Annotated in this window: 13 protein-coding genes; 1 reads left to right on the top strand and 12 read right to left on the bottom strand. The window is 59.3% G+C overall.

Going from position 1 to position 18,712, the window contains the following annotated elements; all coding sequences use genetic code 11:
- Positions 1-7: 7 nt before the first annotated feature.
- The 10 genes from K5R88_RS23915 to K5R88_RS23870 form a co-directional block, all read right to left on the bottom strand.
- A complete protein-coding gene (locus K5R88_RS23915; RefSeq protein ID WP_008035324.1) occupies positions 8-1,195 on the bottom strand; it encodes an ATP phosphoribosyltransferase regulatory subunit in 1,188 nt (395 codons plus the stop codon).
- A gap of 316 nt (positions 1,196-1,511) precedes the next feature.
- Positions 1,512-2,381 carry a protease modulator HflC gene (hflC, locus tag K5R88_RS23910; RefSeq protein ID WP_008035323.1) on the bottom strand — a complete coding sequence of 290 codons (870 nt, stop codon included), beginning with the start codon at positions 2,379-2,381 and terminating at the stop codon, positions 1,512-1,514.
- Complete coding sequence (gene hflK / locus K5R88_RS23905; RefSeq protein WP_008035322.1) at positions 2,381-3,553, bottom strand: FtsH protease activity modulator HflK; 1,173 nt, start codon at positions 3,551-3,553, stop codon at positions 2,381-2,383. The genes hflC and hflK overlap by 1 nt, the downstream gene beginning before the upstream one ends.
- A 96-nt stretch (positions 3,554-3,649) precedes the next feature.
- Positions 3,650-4,951 carry a ribosome rescue GTPase HflX gene (gene hflX, locus K5R88_RS23900; protein WP_008035321.1) on the bottom strand — a complete coding sequence of 434 codons (1,302 nt, stop codon included), beginning with the start codon at positions 4,949-4,951 and terminating at the stop codon, positions 3,650-3,652.
- 12 nt (positions 4,952-4,963) lie between these two features.
- Positions 4,964-5,224, bottom strand: coding sequence for an RNA chaperone Hfq (gene hfq, locus K5R88_RS23895; protein ID WP_007902656.1), 261 nt, complete (start codon positions 5,222-5,224; stop codon positions 4,964-4,966).
- Positions 5,225-5,318: 94 nt separating this feature from the next.
- Positions 5,319-6,290 carry a tRNA (adenosine(37)-N6)-dimethylallyltransferase MiaA gene (gene miaA / locus K5R88_RS23890; protein ID WP_008035319.1) on the bottom strand — a complete coding sequence of 324 codons (972 nt, stop codon included), beginning with the start codon at positions 6,288-6,290 and terminating at the stop codon, positions 5,319-5,321.
- On the bottom strand, positions 6,290-8,200 hold the full coding sequence (gene mutL, locus K5R88_RS23885) for a DNA mismatch repair endonuclease MutL (RefSeq protein WP_442963900.1): 1,911 nt from the start codon (positions 8,198-8,200) through the stop codon (positions 6,290-6,292). The genes miaA and mutL overlap by 1 nt, the downstream gene beginning before the upstream one ends.
- Positions 8,197-9,576: an N-acetylmuramoyl-L-alanine amidase gene (locus K5R88_RS23880; protein WP_442963916.1), complete on the bottom strand. Its 1,380-nt coding sequence runs from the start codon at positions 9,574-9,576 to the stop codon at positions 8,197-8,199. Before K5R88_RS23880 ends, mutL begins: the two co-directional genes overlap by 4 nt.
- Positions 9,577-9,624: 48 nt before the next feature.
- Positions 9,625-10,095: a tRNA (adenosine(37)-N6)-threonylcarbamoyltransferase complex ATPase subunit type 1 TsaE gene (gene tsaE, locus K5R88_RS23875; protein WP_008035315.1), complete on the bottom strand. Its 471-nt coding sequence runs from the start codon at positions 10,093-10,095 to the stop codon at positions 9,625-9,627.
- The gene (locus K5R88_RS23870) at positions 10,083-11,582 is read right to left on the bottom strand and encodes an NAD(P)H-hydrate dehydratase (RefSeq protein WP_226298482.1); all 1,500 of its coding nucleotides are present in this window, start codon (positions 11,580-11,582) and stop codon (positions 10,083-10,085) included. The genes tsaE and K5R88_RS23870 overlap by 13 nt, the downstream gene beginning before the upstream one ends.
- A gap of 63 nt (positions 11,583-11,645) precedes the next feature.
- Between K5R88_RS23870 and queG the strand changes: the two genes are divergently transcribed.
- Positions 11,646-12,716, top strand: coding sequence for a tRNA epoxyqueuosine(34) reductase QueG (queG, locus tag K5R88_RS23865; RefSeq protein ID WP_008043118.1), 1,071 nt, complete (start codon positions 11,646-11,648; stop codon positions 12,714-12,716).
- A 19-nt stretch (positions 12,717-12,735) separates the two neighbouring features.
- Here queG and K5R88_RS23860 read toward each other — a convergent pair whose 3' ends face one another.
- Together K5R88_RS23860 and K5R88_RS23855 are read right to left on the bottom strand one after the other, a co-directional pair.
- Positions 12,736-17,505 (bottom strand): RHS repeat domain-containing protein, encoded by a 4,770-nt coding sequence (locus K5R88_RS23860; RefSeq protein WP_226298481.1) that lies wholly within the window; start codon positions 17,503-17,505, stop codon positions 12,736-12,738.
- Between the two features lie 95 nt (positions 17,506-17,600).
- On the bottom strand, positions 17,601-18,596 hold the full coding sequence (locus K5R88_RS23855; RefSeq protein ID WP_226298480.1) for a hypothetical protein: 996 nt from the start codon (positions 18,594-18,596) through the stop codon (positions 17,601-17,603).
- Positions 18,597-18,712 lie beyond the last annotated feature (116 nt).

Here is an 18,712-nt window from a genome sequence, read left to right as displayed (position 1 = left end):
GGAAAACTCAAGAAGCCAGTGGCGATACTTGCCAAAGCCCGTTCTGCTGAATCAATTGCCGGTCGCAGTCCGCTTCACGGGCGGCGGCCAAAGGTTGCCCAGGCAATGCCTGAACGACACGCTGACCCTCACTGCGCAACTGGCAAACCTGCTGCCAGAGTGCTGCATCCGTACTGTCAGGCATCCAGATACCGCCAGACGGTAGCTCGATTTCAGCACGCCCCAGGGTCACCAGGGTTTTCAAATCGGTAGAGAAGCCGGTTGCCGGACGAGCGCGACCGAAGTCAGCGCCGATGTCGTCGTAACGACCGCCCTGAGCGATGGACTGACCAACGCCCGGCACGAACACCGCGAACACCACACCGGTGTGGTAGTGGTAGCCGCGCAACTCGCCCAGGTCGAAATACAGCGGCAGTTCCGGGAAACGCACGGACAAACGCTCGGCAATCGCCAGCAAATCGTCCAGTGCCGCCAAAACCGGCGCCGGCGCATTCGCCAGACGCTCGCGAGCAGCGCTCAACACTTCACGGCCGCCACACAAATCGACCAACGCACGCAGCATGCCCGACAGATCGGCAGGCAAACCTTCGGTCAAGGTAATGACCTCGTCGATGGCCTTGCGTTGCAACGCATCGAACAACTGTTGTTCAACTTCACCGGACAAACCGGCCGCGCGGGCCAGGCCACGGTAGATGCCGACATGACCGAGGTCCATGTGCACTTCCGGCACGTCGGCCAGTTGCAGCATGGCCAGCATCAGGCTGATGACTTCCACGTCGCTGCTCGGGCTGGCATCGCCGTACAACTCGGCGCCCAGTTGAATCGGGCTGCGCGAGGACGACAAGGCGCGTGGCTGAGCGTGCAGCACGCTGCCGGCATAGCACAGACGGCTCGGACCTTCGCGACGCAGGGTATGCGCATCGATGCGCGCCACTTGCGGCGTGATGTCGGCACGGAAACCCATCTGCCGGCCCGATTGCGGGTCGATGACCTTGAAGGTACGCAGATCGAGGTCCTGGCCCGCGCCGGTCAGCAAGGATTCCAGGTACTCGATATGGGGAGTCACGACAAACTCGTAACCCCAGCTCTGGAACAGATCCAACACCTGACGACGCGCGACTTCAATGCGCGCCGCTTCCGGTGGCAGTACTTCTTCGATGCCATCTGGCAGCAGCCAGCGGTCTACCGTTGCCATTACGCCATTCCCCTATGGTCCGGGCGGCAAGCCTATGGGCGAGCCTTGAGTGAAGCAGAAAATGATCGGCTTTGTTTACAAGCCACCCATAAACAACGCGGCGAAAAGCCTGAAAATAAGCTTCGCCAATCACTTTCCTCGAAAAACCTGTCGAGTCATTCAACTCGGGCGCCTGCATAAACAACAGCAATCAAACGTGCAGACGCAAAAAAGCCGGGAATTTCCCGGCTGCCGCATCATACACACGTTTTCCCAAAGGATCACCCCGCCCGAGGCTTTAGCCGCCAGGCGGGGGATGATTCAGGTCAACGTCGTATCAAGGCTTGGCTTTTTCCAGGTAACGGAAGAAGTCGCTGCTTGGGTCCAGGACCATGACGTCGGATTTGTTCGCGAAGCTTTCACGGTAGGCACGCAGGCTACGGTAGAAACCGTAGAACTCCTGATCCTGGCCGTAGGCCTTGGAGTAGATCGCAGCGGCCTGGGCATCGCCATCACCGCGAACCTCTTCGGACTCACGATAGGCTTCAGCCAGCAGCACGCGGCGTTGACGATCGGCGTCGGCACGAATGCCTTCTGCCAGCTCGTTACCCTTGGCGCGGTGCTCGCGAGCTTCACGCTCACGCTCGGAGCTCATACGCTCGAACACACTGCGGTTTACTTCTTTCGGCAGATCGATGGCCTTGACCCGAACATCGACCACTTCGATGCCCAGCTCTTTTTCCGCCATCTTGTTCAGCGAAGCGGTGATATCGGTCATCAGCGCATCGCGCTCACCCGACACCACTTCGTGCAGCGTGCGTTTACCAAACTGGTCACGCAGGCCCGATTCCAGACGACGGGAAAGACGTTCGTCAGCAATCTGCTTGAGGCCGGAAGTCGCGGTGTAGTAACGCTCAGCGTCCTTCACGCGCCACTTGGCGTAGGCATCGACCATGACTGCTTTCTTTTCCAGCGTCAGGAAGCGTTGTGTCGGTGCATCCAGCGTCATCAGGCGCGAGTCGAACTTGCGCACCTGGTTAACGTAAGGCACTTTCACATGCAGGCCCGGCTGAACATCGGTCTGAACCACGCGACCGAACTGCAGCAACACCGCACGCTCGGTCTGAGCCACGATGTAGAAGCAGTTCCAGGCTGCGATCGCCACGACGACGCCGACAATAAGGGCGATCAGCGATTTATTGCTCATCAGCGACTCTCCCTGGTACGTGCAGGCTGTTGCTGCAGATCAGCTGCCGCACGTGCATTCGCTTCATTGCTGGTGGCTGCCGCACCGGTCACCGAAGTGCTGGTGTTGCGACCACTTTCGACCATCTTGTCCAGCGGCAAGTACAGCAGATTGCTCTGGCCATTCTTGTTGCCGGTCACGAGAACCTTGCTGGTGCTGCTGAAGACTTCCTGCATGGTGTCCAGGTACAGACGCTGGCGGGTGACTTCAGGTGCCTTGCGGTACTCGGCGACCAGTTTGGTGAAGCGATCGGCCTCACCCTTGGCGCGCGAGACGGTTTCGTCACGGTAGCCGTTGGCATCTTCGATGATGCGCTGGGCCTGACCACGGGCTTCCGGTACGACGCCGTTGGCATAGGTTTCAGCCTGGTTGCGCGAACGCTGCTCGTCTTCACGGGCGCGGATCACGTCATCGAAGGCTTCCTGTACTTCACGCGGTGCCGCTGCGCTCTGTACGTTGACCTGGGTGACGGTGATGCCGGTGCGATAGGTATCCATGAAGCGTTGCAGACGCTCCTTGATCTCGCTGGCCATCAATTCACGACCTTCGGTCAGCACCTGGTCCATCGCGGTGGAACCCACCACATGGCGCAAGGCACTTTCGGTCGCGTGCTGCAGGCTGATTTCCGGCTGATCGACGCTCAGCACGAAGTCTTGCAGGTTGCTGATCTTGTACTGCACGGTCAGCGGTACTTCGACGATGTTTTCGTCTTCAGTCAGCATTTGACCCTGCTTGGTGTACGCACGCTCACGCGTGACGTTTTCCAGGTACTTGCGATCGATCGGCGGGAAATAGATGTTCAGACCCGGGCCGACGGTTTCGTAGTACTTGCCGAAGCGCAGCACCACGGCTTGCTCCTGCTCGTCGACTACATAGACCGCGCTGTACAGCCACACGGCCGCCAACACGACCAGGCCGATGCCGAGCAGGCCGCCAAAGCCGCCACTCTTGCCCGGACCACCGCCGTCATCACCGCGTTTCTTACCACCACCGAACAACCCATTCAGGCTTTCCTGCAGCTTTCGGAAGGCCTCGTCGAGATCCGGTGGTCCCTTGCGGTCGCCGTTATTGCGACGCTTGCCACCCCAAGGATCCTGATTATTCGAGTTGCCACCCGGCTCATTCCAAGCCATAGCGCTCTCCATCTGATAAAGCAAAGACGCACCCACGGCGCGCCGACCAATGCTACAGAATGCCTGTCACCGCGGCACAACCGCTTTCTCAGGCTTTTATTGCAAAGTGTGTTGTTCGATGAACTCTGTCGGCACAACGCCTTCACGGCTGACCAGCCGATTGAGCTCCGAGCGTGGCAATCGAACGGCCAGCAAGCTGACACCTTCTTCGTCGTGTTCTTCTTTCTGCACCGCTCCGAGTTCGAAGAACTGCGCACGCAGTCGAGCGAATCGTTGCGGCAAGCGCAAGGTACCGATAAACATCTCACTGCCCAGCAACTCGGCAATGGCTTGTTCGAGCAATTCCAGACCACTGCCATCACGCGCCGACAACCAGACCCGTTGAGGCTTGCCGCTTTCGTCGCGCTGGATCTGTGGTTCAACGCCTTCAAGCAAATCGAGTTTGTTATAGACCTCGAGGATCGGCAAGTCCTGGGCACCAATCTCGCCCAGCACCACCATCACCTGCTCGATCTGCAACATGCGATCCGGTTCGGCCGCATCGATCACGTGCAACAGCAGGTCGGAGTTGCTCGACTCTTCGAGCGTAGACCGAAATGCCTCGACCAGCTTGTGGGGCAAGTGACGAATGAAACCCACGGTGTCGGCCAGGACAATCGGCCCCAGGTCGGCCAGTTCCAGACGGCGCAAGGTCGGGTCCAGCGTGGCAAACAACTGGTCAGCCGCGTACACGTCGGATTTCGTCACGTTATTGAAGAGCGTGGATTTGCCGGCGTTGGTATACCCCACCAGAGACACGGTAGGGATATCCGCACGCGTACGGCCACGTCGCGACTGTTCGCGCTGGCTGCGCACTTTTTCCAGTCGGCCCTTGATCTGTCGCAGGCGAACCCGCAGCAAGCGACGGTCGGTCTCCAGCTGGGTTTCACCCGGGCCACGCATGCCGATACCGCCACCTTGACGCTCAAGGTGAGTCCAGCCACGAACCAGCCGGGTGCTCATGTGGTCAAGCTGGGCCAGTTCTACCTGGAGCTTGCCTTCATGGGTACGGGCGCGCTGGGCGAAAATATCGAGAATCAGACCGGTGCGGTCGATCACGCGACACTCGAAAACACGTTCGAGGTTACGTTCCTGACTGGGCGTAAGCGTGTGATTGAAGATCACCAGATCGGCTTCTTCGGCATGGACCAGGTCGCGCAGTTCCTCGACCTTGCCGCTACCGATCAGGAATTTGGCGGTTGGCCGATGACGCGGCACGTTAAAAAACGCAACGGTCTCGGCGCCGGCCGAATTAGCCAATTCCTGAAACTCCTGCGGATCTTCGCGCGCCTCAGGGTCCTGTCCATCCAAGTGAACGAGGATCACTCGCTCACCACCACCGTGGCGCTCAAAGAACAAAGGAGACTCCTATCAGGCGTTACCTGGCTCAGCGTCGCCTGCTTCGGATTCGGTTGCGCTAGGCAGACGAATTGGACGAACCGGCACCACTGTAGAGATAGCGTGTTTGTAAACCATCTGGCTGACGGTGTTCTTCAGAAGGATAACGAACTGGTCGAAAGACTCGATCGTGCCTTGCAGTTTGATCCCGTTGACCAGGTAGATGGACACCCCAACTTTCTCTTTACGTAAAGTATTCAAGTAAGGGTCTTGTAGCGAATGCCCTTTTGACATGTGCCGCACTCCTTTAAGGATTCAATATAAAAAATAGGTAAACAGATGGCTTGTGGCCGTCACACCCCCAAGGATAGACGGCAATTGCAAGGACTCAGCTCAATATGGAGATGGTCCCCAGGTATTTCAAGGCGCGCGGCAGATTGTCGCAATCCAGGCTGTCCAACCAGTGTAAATCAGCCCAACTGCGCAGCCAGGTGAACTGACGTTTTGCCAATTGGCGCGTGGCAATGATTCCACGCTCCTGCATCTCGGCTTGCGTCAGCTTGCCATCCAGGTAGTCCCAGACTTGTCGGTAGCCTACTGCACGTATAGACGGCAACCCGGAATGCAGGTCACTTCGCTTACGCAGGGCTACGACCTCGTCGATGAATCCCTGTTCCAACATTAAAGTGAATCTTTGCTTAATTCGCTCATGCAGTACCTGACGATTTGCCGGAGCAATGGCCAAGTTCGCGACAGTATAGGGCAATTGTTGCAGTCCCGAAGCGGCTGCTTCAGTACTTTGCGCAGATTGTCTCAGTCTAAGCTCGGTCATGCTCTGACCGCTGACACGATAAACTTCCAGCGCTCGACTGAGTCGCTGCGGATCGTTCGGGTGAATACGCGCTGCCGATTCCGGGTCGATGATCGCCAATTGGTCGTGCAGGGCTTGCCAGCCAAGGCGTGCAGCTTCTTCTTCGATCTGCGCGCGCACTTCAGGATCGGCCGCCGGCATGTCCGCCAGGCCTTCGACCAAAGCCTTGTAATAGAGCATTGTGCCGCCCACCAGCAGCGGAATTTTGCCCCGCGCGGTGATGTCGGCCATCGCTTCGAGGGCGTCACGGCGGAAATCTGCGGCGGAATAGCTCTCTGCCGGATCGAGAATATCGATCAGACGATGGGGAAATTCGGCCAGAATCTCTTTCGAGGGCTTGGCGGTGCCGATGTCCATGCCGCGATAGACCAGCGCCGAATCGACACTGATCAGCTCGCAAGGCAGGACTTTGGTCAGCTCGATGGCCAGGTCGGTCTTGCCCGCTGCGGTCGGGCCCATCAGGAAAATCGCAGGAGGGAGCTGGCTCATCAACGACCGCGCAGGAACAGTTTGTCCAGATCGTCCAGGCCCAATTGGGTCCAGGTCGGTCGGCCATGGTTGCATTGACCGCTGCGCTCGGTGTTTTCCATGTCACGCAGCAGACCGTTCATTTCCGGCAGGGCCAGACGCCGATTCGCCCGAATCGCGCCGTGGCAGGCCATGGTGCCAAGCAATTCGTTCAGGTGCGCCTGAATCCGGTCACTGGTGCCATATTCCATCAGATCCGCCAGCACGTCGCTAACCAATCGATTGGCTTCCGCCTGCTTGAGCAAAGCCGGAATCTGTCGAATGGCCAGTGTTTCCGGGCCGAGACGCTGCAACTCAAAGCCCAGACGCTGGAACCACGCGACGTTTTCTTCGGCGCAATCGCCTTCGCGCTCGCTCACCGCCAACGATTCCGGAACCAACAGCGGTTGACCGCTCAGGCCTTCGCTGGCCATGGCGACTTTCAGGCGTTCGTACATGATCCGCTCATGAGCGGCGTGCATGTCCACCAATACCAGGCCTTGGGCGTTTTCCGAAAGGATGTAGATGCCCTTGAGTTGCGCCAATGCGTAACCCAACGGTGGAATATCGTCCTGACCGGCCGGCAGCGCGACAGCATTGGCTTCCGGCAGCGGCGCAAAAAACTCACGGTAAGCCGCCTGGGCTTCAGCCACAGGCACGCCGGACTGAGGACGCGGCGTGTATTGATACTGATAACCGGCACCAGCGCCCGAGCCCGCCGGCGTGTTGAACGACGGTTGCGCTTGAGGCTGCTCCAGCAGCGCATTGGCCGCCAGGCGCATTTCGCCTTGCGGACCGAATTCACCGGCCTCGAGGCCGCTCGGACGAACGATGGCGGTCGCCACCGGTGCCGCCAGATGATCATCCGGTCGCACATCGCCCAAGGCACGGTGCAAGGTGCCGTAGAGGAAATCGTGGACCATGCGCCCGTCACGGAAGCGCACTTCGTGTTTGGTCGGGTGCACATTGACGTCGACACCGGCCGGATCGACTTCGAAAAACAGCACGAAAGTCGGGTGCCGACCATTGAACAGCACGTCGCGATAGGCCTGGCGCACCGCGTGGGCCACCAGTTTGTCGCGAACGGCGCGGCCGTTGACGAAGAAATACTGCAAGTCCGCCTGGCTGCGGTTGAAGGTCGGCAAGCCCACCCAGCCCCACAAATGCAGGCCGTTGCGCTCGATTTCGATCGGCAGCGCCTGCTCCAGGAACCCCGAACCGCAGATCGCCGCCACACGCCGGGCGCGGGCCGCGTCGTCATGGGCTTCATGCAGACTGAGGATGGTTTTGCCGTTGTGGCGCAAATGGAACGCCACGTCGAAGCGCGCCAGGGCCAGACGCTTGATCACTTCTTGCAGGTGATCGAATTCGGTTTTTTCGGTTTTGAGAAACTTGCGCCGCGCCGGGGTGTTGAAGAACAGATCCCGCACTTCCACGGAGGTGCCCACCGGATGAGCGGCTGGCTGCACGCGGGGCGCCATGTCCCGACCTTCGGTTTCGACCTGCCAGGCCTGATCGGCATCGCGGGTGCGGGACGTCAGGGTCAAGCGCGCCACGGAGCTGATCGAGGCGAGTGCCTCACCACGGAACCCGAGGCTCATCACCTGTTCGAGGTCTTCCAGGTTGCGGATCTTGCTGGTGGCGTGACGGGCCAGGGCCAGCGGCAGGTCATCGGCAGAAATGCCGCTGCCATCGTCGCGCACCCGCAGCAGCTTGACGCCGCCCTGCTCGACATCGACGTCAATGCGCTTGGCGCCGGAATCGAGGCTGTTTTCCAGCAACTCCTTGATCACCGAAGCCGGGCGCTCGACCACCTCGCCGGCGGCAATCTGGTTCGCCAATCGCGGGCTGAGCAGCTCGATACGAGCGCTGTTGATCACGGCCTGATTCATTCTTTGGATGCCAGTTCGGTGCCGGGAATGGTCAGGGTCTGACCGATTTTCAGCTCGTCGGTTTTCAGGTTGTTGGCGCTGCGCAAGGTGGCCGGGGACACCTGATAACGCACAGCGATCATCGCCAGGGTTTCACCCGGGTTCACCCGGTGATCACGCGGCCCCTGGGCAATTTTCCCGGAATCGCGCAGCCAGGCGATGTAAGTACCCGGTGGCGGATTCTGCTGGAAGAACTGGCGTACGCCGCTGCTGATCGAGCGAGCCAGCGCTTGCTGGTGGCTGGACGCCGCGAGTTTCGAGGCTTCGTTGGCGTTGGAGATGAACCCGGTTTCCACCAGGATCGACGGGATGTCCGGCGACTTCAACACCATGAACCCGGCTTGTTCCACGCGCTGTTTGTGCAGAGGTGTAACACGACCGATATTGCTCAGAACCTTCTGCCCGACGTTCAGGCTGGACGTCAGCGAGGCGGTCATCGACAAGTCGAGCAGAACGCCTGCGAGCATGCGGTCCTTGTCGTCGAGGCTGACGTTGCCGGCACCACCGATCAAGTCGGAGCGGTTTTCACTGTCGGCCAGCCAACGGGCTGTTTCCGACGTGGCGCCGCGATCCGACAGGGCGAACACCGAGGCACCGAACGCAGCAGCCGAAGGCGCGGCATCGGCGTGGATCGAAACGAACAGGTCAGCGCCCTTCTTACGGGCGATTTCGGTACGGCCGCGCAACGGAATGAAGTAGTCGCCGGTACGGGTCAGTTCGGCGCGGAAGCCTTTCATGCCGTTGACCTGACGCTGCAGTTCGCGAGCGATGGCCAGCACCACGTCTTTTTCACGCTGGCCGCGAGAGCCAGAGGCGCCCGGGTCTTCGCCGCCGTGACCTGCGTCGATCACGACAATGATGTCGCGCTTGCCGGCCGGCGCGGGCGGCAGTTTGACCGGGGGATCGACCGGGGTGACCGGTACCGGCGCGACGGTCGCAACGTTGGTCGGCGCAGGAATCGGCGCGGCGTCGGCGGCGTTATCGAACAGATCGACCACCAGGCGGTTGCCGTACTGGGCGTTCGGCGCCAGGGTGAAGCTCTTCGGCGTGACGGCTTTTTTCAGGTCGATGACCACCCGCAGGTCGGTCGGCGTGCGTTGGGCCGAGCGCATGGCGGTGATCGGGGTGTTGGCGGTGGACACGTTCAGCGGCGCACCGAGGGTGGCGCCATTGATGTCGATCACCAGTCGGTCCGGGGCTGTCAGGGTAAAAACGCTGTGTTGCACCGGCCCGGTCAGGTCGAACACCAACCGTGTGTTGTCCGGCGCCCGCCACAGACGGACGCTGCTGACCTTCGTTTCGGCCACAGCGTCGACGGTCACCGCCAAAAACAACATCCCTACGGCAGCTACCATCGCGCGAAAGCGCATACCTGACCCCATCATTTAATTGATTTCCAATGCCAAAGCGGCACACCACGACTCGCCACGCGAGCCCTGGGACAAAATTTTCAGCGAACGCCCGCTGTCTTGCGGGCTAATGGTAATGGTCAGGTCGGGCTTTGGCAAAAAGCCTGCACCTTTATCGGGCCACTCGATCAGGCACAAGGCATCGTCTTCGAAATAGTCGCGGATGCCGAGGTACTCCAGTTCTTCAGGGTCGACCAAACGATAGAGATCGAAATGGAAGGCGCGGATGTCGCCAATCTCGTAGGGCTCGACCAGGGTGAACGTCGGACTTTTTACCGCGCCCTCATGCCCCAACCCCCGGATGATGCCGCGGGACAACGTGGTTTTCCCCGCCCCCAGATCCCCTTCCAGAAAAATCAGACCGTGCCCTTCGGTGGTTTTCGCGATGCGGGCGCCAAACGCGGTCATCGCTTCTTCATCAGCCAGGTACAGGGTTACTTCAGACACGGTGCTTGCTCCTCCAACAACTGACGAATGGCTGGAATCAGATCACTGGCCGCCAGCCCACGGCCCGATTTACCTTGTTGCGCACCGGCATTGGCGTGCAGCCAGACTCCGAGGCAGGCCGCATCGAACGCGTCCATGCCCTGGGCCAGCAACGCGCCGACCAGACCGGCCAGCACATCGCCCAGACCGGCAGCGGCCATGGCCGGATGGCCTTGATGACACACCGCCAAGCGGCCGTCGGGACTGGCGACAAGACTGCCGGCGCCTTTCAGAATCACTACAGCTGTATATTTTTTGCTCAATGCGTGAGCAGCGGACGGACGGTCGGCCTGAACCTCAGCGGTACTGATCCCGAGCAACCGTGCCGCTTCCCCCGGATGCGGCGTGATCACGCAGTCCTTGGGCAGGTTCACCAGTTCGTCAGCCAGCATATTCAACGCATCGGCGTCCCAGACTTGTGGAAGCGGCGCATTGGCCGCCGCCGACAGCAGACTGCGTCCCCACGAAGCCTGCCCCAAGCCCGGACCGACCACCAGCACGGAAACCTTTTGCAGCAAACCCATCAGCTGATTCGCCGAGGAAGTGCCCAGCACCATCACCTCGGGAATTCTGGCCAGTGCGGCCGGCACGTGCTCGCTGCGAGTGGCCACCGACACCATGCCGGCGCCACTGCGCAGCGCACTTTGTGCACTCAGCAAAATGGCACCGCCGAAACCGCGATCACCGCCGATCAGCAAGACATGGCCGAATTTGCCTTTATGCGCGGTCGGCGCACGCCCCGCCAGACGCGGCAAGTTACCGGCCGTCAGACGATGAGCACTGATGGCGATCCCGCTCAAAGACTCAGGCGAAGCTTGCAGATCATTAAAGACCCACTCGCCCACCACGTCCGCCGCCTCGCCCGTGAACAGGCCCAGTTTCAAACCAATGAAGGTCACGGTCAGGTCCGCCCGGACAGCCGCGCCGAGCACGCTTCCCGTATCCGCACAAAGGCCCGACGGAATATCCACCGCCGCAACCGCCAGGCCGCTGGCATTGATCGCCGCGATGACACTGGCGTAAGGCTCGCGCACCTTGCCTGTCAGGCCGGTGCCGAGCAAGGCGTCCAGTACAACGCCACGCAACTCCGACTGTGCACTCCAGGCTTGAACGGCGACGCCTTCGGACAGGGCCTCGGCGTGGGCCAAGGCAGCATCGCCCTGCAAACGCTGGGGATCACCGACCGCCAGCACGCGTACATGCCAACCGGCGCGCTTGGCCAACACCGCAACCAGATAACCGTCACCGGCGTTGTTGCCGTGGCCAGCGGCCACCGTCAGTTCGTTGGCCGTCGGCCAGTGCCGGACCAGCGCACGCCAGGTTGCCCGCGCCGCCCGCTGCATCAATTCGAAGCCCGGCGTACCGGCCGCAATCAGGCTCGCATCGAGCGCTCGCACTTGCGCGGCGCTGTACAGCACGTCGGGTAAATCATCTTTAGTGTGCGGCATGCGTCTTCGGGCTCCGATGTCTGGCAGAATTATACGCACCTCAGCTCCGGTTTCTCTCGCCTCATGCCCGCTATTACCACAGACCTGCCCGCCCTCGCCCAATCCATCAAGGACTGGGGCCGCGAGCTGGGCTTTCAGCAAGTCGGCATCAGCGGCCTGGATCTGGCCGAGCATGAGCAGCACCTGGCGCGCTGGCTCGAAGCCGGCTACCACGGCGAAATGGACTACATGGGCGCCCATGGCAGCAAACGCTCACACCCGGAAGAGCTGGTGCCCGGCACGCTTCGGGTGGTGTCCCTGCGCATGGATTACCTGCCGGGCGACACCCAAATGGCGCAATTGCTGGCACAACCGGAAAAAGCCTACGTGTCGCGTTATGCCTTGGGCCGCGATTACCACAAGTTGATCCGTAAACGCGTGCAACAACTGGCAGAAAAGATTCAGGCGGTCATCGGCCCGTTCGGCTACCGCGCGTTTGTCGACAGTGCACCGGTGCTGGAAAAAGCCATCGCCGAAAAGGCCGGCCTTGGATGGATCGGCAAAAACACGCTGGTCTTGAATCGCAAGGCCGGCAGTTACTTCTTTCTCAGTGAGCTCTTTGTCGATCTGCCGCTGCCGGAAGACCCTCCGCACGCCACCGAACATTGCGGCCGCTGCACCGCGTGCCTCGACATCTGCCCGACCAACGCCTTTGTTGGCCCTTATGTTCTAGACGCCCGACGCTGTATTTCCTACCTGACCATCGAACTGAAAAGCGCGATCCCGGAAGATTTGCGGCCATTGATCGGCAATCGGGTGTTCGGCTGCGATGACTGCCAGATCGTCTGCCCGTGGAACCGTTTTGCCCGTCCGTCCGGTGAAAGCGACTTCAAGCCACGGCACAACCTGGACAATGCTGAACTGGCTGAGCTGTTCATGTGGGATGAAGACCGGTTTCTGAGCAGCACCGAAGGCTCGCCGCTGCGTCGGGCGGGTTATGAGCGCTGGTTGCGTAATCTGGCGGTGGGCCTGGGGAATGCGCCTTCAACGATTCCGGTGCTGGAAGCATTGAAGGCGCGAAGGGAATACCCCTCGGAGTTGGTGAGAGAGCATGTGGAGTGGGCATTGCGTCAGCATGAACTGCGCAACGCCTGATTTTGCACCCCACCCGGCGTCAACCTCCTTTTTGCGTATGACCAAACTTGAACATGGTCGCTGTCCGAGTGTCTTTGTTCACATAGAAAAACAGACGCATTCCCTGGTTGAGCCTGATCTCGGTGTAACCGCTGTCATTGAAGTATCCGGGCTCAAGGAGTTGCTTGGGGTTGGGGGATTTGAACGGCACCATTTCGTTGTAGTAGGTTTTTCCGCCTAGCAGTTCGGCTGCCTGGCCCGGTGTCATCCCCTCATCCTTGATCGCGTCCTTGAACCGGAAAAACTTTGCCCTGCTCGCATCATCCAGTGACTCAAAACCCGGAATGTTGCGCTGCGCGTTGTAAGTCTTGTAAACCCACTTTGCGGAGGATGCCTCTGCGGACTGAGTAGATGATCCAGCCCTTGCGCTTCTTCCGCTCATCCCGCTGGTCATTGCCTTGGCCGCCCCTCGCGCATCACCGCTCAAACCCGACCGAAACGCTCCCGCGACCTTGCCGGCGCCCTGAGCGGCCGCCCCTGCCCCCGCCGCGAAAGACGCCAGCCCCAACCCCAGGCTCACGTAGCCGAGGACATCACCCAGCTCCGATTGCGGCATCACTTCGTGGGCAATCTCGCTCGCAATGCCGGCGATCCCGGAAGCCAGCGCCAACGTCAGGCTCGCGACCGCCAGCGGCGTGGTTGTGCCGAAGGTCAGGATGCTGGTCGCGATACTGAACAACGAAAGGCCAACGCCCAAGGCTGATTGCCAGGAAACATGCCCGGTCGGATCAACCCGATTGATCGGGTCACCGAGGCAGTAAGCGTATGGGTTCAATCCACCCGCGCCAAACGGGCTCAAGCTGTCCGGGCTGAGGAAGCGCATCAACGTCGGGCTGTAGGCCCGGTAACCATTGCCCGGCAAATAGAGCCCGGTCAACGGATCAAGCTGCTCAGCGCTGAATCCTGCCTGACTGAATATCCCGCCTTCGGCAGGACGATATCCGTAGGGGTTGTAGGCAACTTCGTCGCGTTGAGTGCCGGACTCGGCGATCAAAACGCTTTGCTGCAGGTCTGTGCCAAACAGCGTCAATCCAGCGCCCGCGCCCTGTTGCTGCTCCCCCAGCAATAAACCGGACTGGCGCCCACAGGTACGACGGTCAGCACCGCTGATCTCGTTGATCACCCGCCCATCATGATAGAAGCGCTGGGCGTCCGGCGCGCCGGGTTGTGCAAGCTCCACCAGACGATCGCGCGCATCGTAGCGATAGCCGCGCATCACCGCCCCGGATGCCGCAGCGATTTGCGTCAATCGCCCCAGTGCGTCGTAGCTCAGCGCACGAGCCTGATCGTCCTGGATCATCTGGCCGTTGGCGTCATATTGCAGCGTAACCGGCGCCGGATAATCCGCGTGAGAGTGCTGAACCTCGATCAGTTGCGTGGGATCGACAGCGCTGTAGGTGAAGGTCGTGGTGTTGCTGCCACCGGGAAAATTGCTTTGCAGACTGACGATGTTATCCAGCGCATCGTAAACGTAGGTCTGCTTGATAATTTCCTTGCCGAAAGGATCGCGTGGCCGCAGCGTTCCGCTACAGGTGTAGTGGCCCAGTCGACCTCGGACGTCGTAGTCGAAGCGTTCGTCGCGCAGCACGTCTTCACCGATGCCCAGTACCTTCTGCGTCAGCTTGCCAGCGAGGTCGTAACTCGATTTCAGGGTCTGAGTAGCAGCGCCCTTGACCTCAAAGCTGCGCGAAATTTCTCGCCCCTGATCGTCGTAGACCAGGCGGGTCGTCATGGAACGCTTGGCCTGCGTATCCTGCGAGTCGACCCGCTCCAGCAGGCCCACAGCGTTGTAGATGAAATCGGCCTTGAGCGAATTCTGCTCAAACGACTTTGCCCGCCCCCATTCGTCGTACTCCGTCTTGTGTGACTGACCGAGCACATCGACGCAAGTCAGTGGCCGGCCACCGAACGTGTACGTGTACGACGCCGTCCGGTCCACGCCAGCGTGCGCAGTGGTTTCACTTTTCAGGCGTCCGGAGGGGTGATACTCGAAACGCGTTTCCCACTCTTGCTCGACACAACTGGCTAACTGACCGTGCAGCGGATTGTAGGTAAATTCGGCGTCCAGTCCGGTCGCCTTGCGTTGCGTCACGCGCCCGCCGAAATCACGCGCATAAACGAACTCGACTTTTTCACCGCTGGCGCTTTTCTGCCAGATCGGTTGCGTGAATCCTGCCGCGTAGCCCGCAGTGACCGCGCGTCCACCCACGGTACTTTCGCTCAAGCGGCCCAAGCCATCGAAGGTCTGCCGCCCAAGGCTTTGGCCCGCCACTTTCACTTCAGTGGCAAGCGACGCCTGGCTGTGCAGCGCGTAGTCGGTCTGCACGGTGTTCCCGTCGGGCAAGACGCTGCGCCGCAACCGATTGAACACGTCGTACTCATAGGTGGTGGTGTTGCCGACAGGATCGGTCTGGCTGATGGCTCGGCCGATGCCGTCATAGCCATGAACGATTGCGCCTTGGGTTTCACCCGCAATATTGAACGACTCGATACGATCAGGCTTGCCGAAAACATTGAGGCCGGTGACAGACTTGCCCATGCCCTCAAGCCAGCGAGTTTCAGTGCGGGCCACAGGGTCGATTGTGCAATGCTCCTTGCGCCCGTCAGCGTGAAGCGTGGTCTTGACCTGCCCCCAGCCATCGAAGACAAACCCGGTCTTGACCGGCCGGGCAACCCCGTCCCACCAGTCAGAATGCGTTTGCTCCACTAACTGCCCCAGCGCATCGTGGCGCGCTGTATAGATAACGAACAACTGGGTCCTGGCCACTTCGTCCGGGTTATCGCAATCCTGCTCTTCGACTGCGACGACGCGCCCGAGGCCGTCGTACACGACTTTTTGCTGAACGCCGGCCACATCCGTCGTGAGCATCGTCGCCGGTGCTTTATTGCTGGCCGCCTGATAAACCATGCGGCGGGTGGCGGCGTTGGCCGTGCCCGGCGAAAACGTTTCGCTCAGGGGCCGGCCAATGGCGTCGAACGTGTAGGCAACCGCTCCCTGGTCTTCGCCGCGCTCGCCCAGCTTCATGCCGTTGAGCGATGAGAGTGTCTGAGCCGCGGTTTTGACGGTGCCATCGAACCCCTTGAGGGTGCTCTGAATTTCAAGCCGGTTGTTGTCGAGCACATAGGAAAACTCGGTAACCGTCGCCAAGGCGTTTTGCGTGACGGTTTGTTTTTGCAGCAAGCCATGGCGCAGCGGGTCATCAGGCTGATTGACGTAAACCCGTTGCGTTTTCGAACGCAGAATTTCAGCGTCTGCGTTCAGCTCATAAAAGCTCTCCTCGACAGGCAGCACGGCGGTCACCGGCGAACCTTGCAACGAGGCGTGCAAGGCATAGCGATAACGCATCACCGTCGAGGCGGCGCTTGGTTTATCCGATGCTTGCGATGCCGGGATGATGGTTCTCTGCTTCTCGAACCGGACAAACCCCAATGGGTCGGCAGGGCACCCCTCCGCTCCGGCAGCGGGATAAAATTCGGACAGGATCGTTACCCCATCCGGTCCGACCTGTTTGAGCAGGTTGCCTGCCCCATCGAATTCGGTGTGGGTAAGCTCTTCGCGCGATGTACCGGCGGTGCGGTTTTCGTAGCGTAACGTCTGGACTTTGGGCAATCGAAACTGCGCAGGTTGCTCGAGAAAGCTCTTGCCAGAATCGATGTGGTACACCGTGGACCGGGTGGTGATCATCTGCTGACAGGTCGTCACCTGCGAAACCAGCAGATGATATTTGTTGTAGGTGCGCACCGTGGAGCTGTGGACCTTTGTGCCCGCCATCAGTTTTTCGGTCGAAGAATACTCATAGCCCGACGAGCTTTTGTAGAGCGTGTCACCGTCCGGGGACCAACGCCTGCCTTCGTCATCGAAGCCCTGAAAGTTCTTCTGCGAGAACTCATAATTTTTTGTGATCGCGGGCTGATTCTGCCGTGGGAATACGGTGTGGGAGATCACATAAGGCATGGAGCGAATCGGCGAACCGGGCGGGAATTGATGCCCCGCTTCCTGATACCCGATTATCTCTCGCGCCCCTAACGGCGAATCGACCTGGGTCAGGCACTGGAGATTGCCGAAAGGCTCATAGGTCAGAAACCAGGACCCGCCTACGGGCAAATCAATGAAGGCCACCGCGTTGTTAGCGAGCGACAACACAAAGCTGGCTTCACATTCGGTGCCGGGGTATTGCGTCAGCGTAACCTTGCCCCTGGTACGGGAAATGCTCAGCAACGTACGTTGTGAGTCCTTCACAGCAACCAGCGCCGGATGCCCGTTCAGGGCGGTGTAGTCGAGCGTGATTGCAGCGCCATTGGCGCCAACAATCCTCATCGGCACCGCGACATCGCTGCCCTCAAAGATCTTCAGCTCTTCACGCATACCATTTTTATGGATGACGTCAAAACGCCCTGGTCCAGACCGTTCGACCTTGAGCGTCTCAAGCTTCAACTCATCGAAGACCAGGTGGGTGGCTGTCTGCTTCGTCTTGAAACTTCCGCCACCGGACAAACCGAGTATTTCATTGCCCGCGTCGTAACGGGTCATTGCCATCGACCAACCGCTGCCGAAACCGCTGTCGATACTGTTGAGTGGGCTGTAGGACAAGCTGATTGGCAAAGAAGGACCGTTCAAGTCTGCGGACTTGATGTCACCCAACATCAACGAACAGGTGTAAATACCGGTACGGGGATCGACCCCGCCGGCGAGAAACTCATCAAAATTAAACGCATTGGAATAGACGTTCGCCACTTCAGTGACTGTCATTATCAGATACCCTTTGAACTCATGAATATTGAAGAGTCACGCGACAATAAAAGCCGCGCCACACGCTTTAATCAAAGCTTCGAATCAATTGACTCTCAGCCTCTTCTCAAAATAAATTCGTCATTTGGAATATCTATTTCTATCGACAGACTGTGCGCATTACCAAACTCATCGAAAGCAGTAAAGTAAAAGGGTGAAACCCTTACATCCTCACTACGAACATAAGCGGGAGGAATTCCTTTGATGACGGTCAACTCCCCGGCACGCTGATTGACTTCAACTTTTCGCGCCCCGGAAACATAGACATCCAGCTCCGTTGCCCGAGCAGGAGCCATTACCCCCATGAAAGACCTTGGCGCATCCCGCCCCAGAATCAATCCGGTGTCACAGAATAAAACAGGGTAGGTGCCGCCGACTTCATACTGACGACTTTCCCAACGCAACAATTTTACTTGCTTGCCGTCTGAATAAAGCCCCAAGTGGTATCGAAACAACAGATCGCCCTCAAACGAGCCGCGGAGTTCATGCGACTGCCACGTAAATTTCTCTACACCATAAACAGGGCTTTTTTCCGCATGAATCACAACGCTTCTGGAAATCTTCCGGCCATCCGGATTCAGGGTGTTATTGCTTCGGTAAACCTTGCCCTGCACCGTCACTTCAGCCGCGACTTGTGCTTGACCGTCGATTGACGATGAAACCCAGAACTCGACGGGCGTGCCGCTGCTGCTCCCTGCGCTGCCGGATTGAACGCCTCCGGGCATGTCATGGGTGTACCCGTTTTCGTAACGACTGGCATTCCAGCCAGTCAGCGGCAGATTCTGATACACCTCCCCTTCCAATGGCTGACCATTGTGGAAATGAATCAGCTTTGCGGAGAATTGAAGCGGGGAAAGGTCGATTTCAACCGCATCACCATTTTCATCTACCGCTTCGACGAATACCCAGACGCGAACTTGCATCCGCCCATTGGCATACACTTTTTTTGATTCGACACCGGGGGCTTCGAAGCGGACCTCCAGTCTTGATAATCCGGATATGGATGGTTTGTTACTTTCTACCGAAGCAGTCAAGCCTTGAACATTACTCATGACGCATTCCTTGCTGGTTATTAATCGATTCAACGGGTCGTATCACCGATTAATAACAAGAAAAAATCAGCGCCTCAATGCAGTAATTGCCACAAACTTAAACATGCAACTTTCCA

It is taken from the genome of Pseudomonas sp. MM213 (assembly GCF_020423045.1).
Lineage (GTDB): Bacteria > Pseudomonadota > Gammaproteobacteria > Pseudomonadales > Pseudomonadaceae > Aquipseudomonas > Aquipseudomonas migulae.
Note: the sequence above shows the minus strand (reverse complement) of the source record. Positions and strands in the feature narration are given on the sequence as shown.

Coding starts and splice junctions, on each gene's coding strand:
- K5R88_RS23870 (WP_226298482.1), bottom strand. CDS start 11,582: ATGCCGCACACTAAAGATGATTTACCCGACGTGCTGTACAGCGCCGCG.
- K5R88_RS23855 (WP_226298480.1), bottom strand. CDS start 18,596: ATGAGTAATGTTCAAGGCTTGACTGCTTCGGTAGAAAGTAACAAACCA.
- mutL (WP_442963900.1), bottom strand. CDS start 8,200: ATGAATCAGGCCGTGATCAACAGCGCTCGTATCGAGCTGCTCAGCCCG.
- K5R88_RS23880 (WP_442963916.1), bottom strand. CDS start 9,576: ATGTTGTTTTTGGCGGTGACCGTCGACGCTGTGGCCGAAACGAAGGTC.
- miaA (WP_008035319.1), bottom strand. CDS start 6,290: ATGAGCCAGCTCCCTCCTGCGATTTTCCTGATGGGCCCGACCGCAGCG.
- queG (WP_008043118.1), top strand. CDS start 11,646: ATGCCCGCTATTACCACAGACCTGCCCGCCCTCGCCCAATCCATCAAG.
- hfq (WP_007902656.1), bottom strand. CDS start 5,224: ATGTCAAAAGGGCATTCGCTACAAGACCCTTACTTGAATACTTTACGT.
- hflK (WP_008035322.1), bottom strand. CDS start 3,553: ATGGCTTGGAATGAGCCGGGTGGCAACTCGAATAATCAGGATCCTTGG.
- K5R88_RS23860 (WP_226298481.1), bottom strand. CDS start 17,505: ATGACAGTCACTGAAGTGGCGAACGTCTATTCCAATGCGTTTAATTTT.
- K5R88_RS23915 (WP_008035324.1), bottom strand. CDS start 1,195: ATGGCAACGGTAGACCGCTGGCTGCTGCCAGATGGCATCGAAGAAGTA.
- hflC (WP_008035323.1), bottom strand. CDS start 2,381: ATGAGCAATAAATCGCTGATCGCCCTTATTGTCGGCGTCGTCGTGGCG.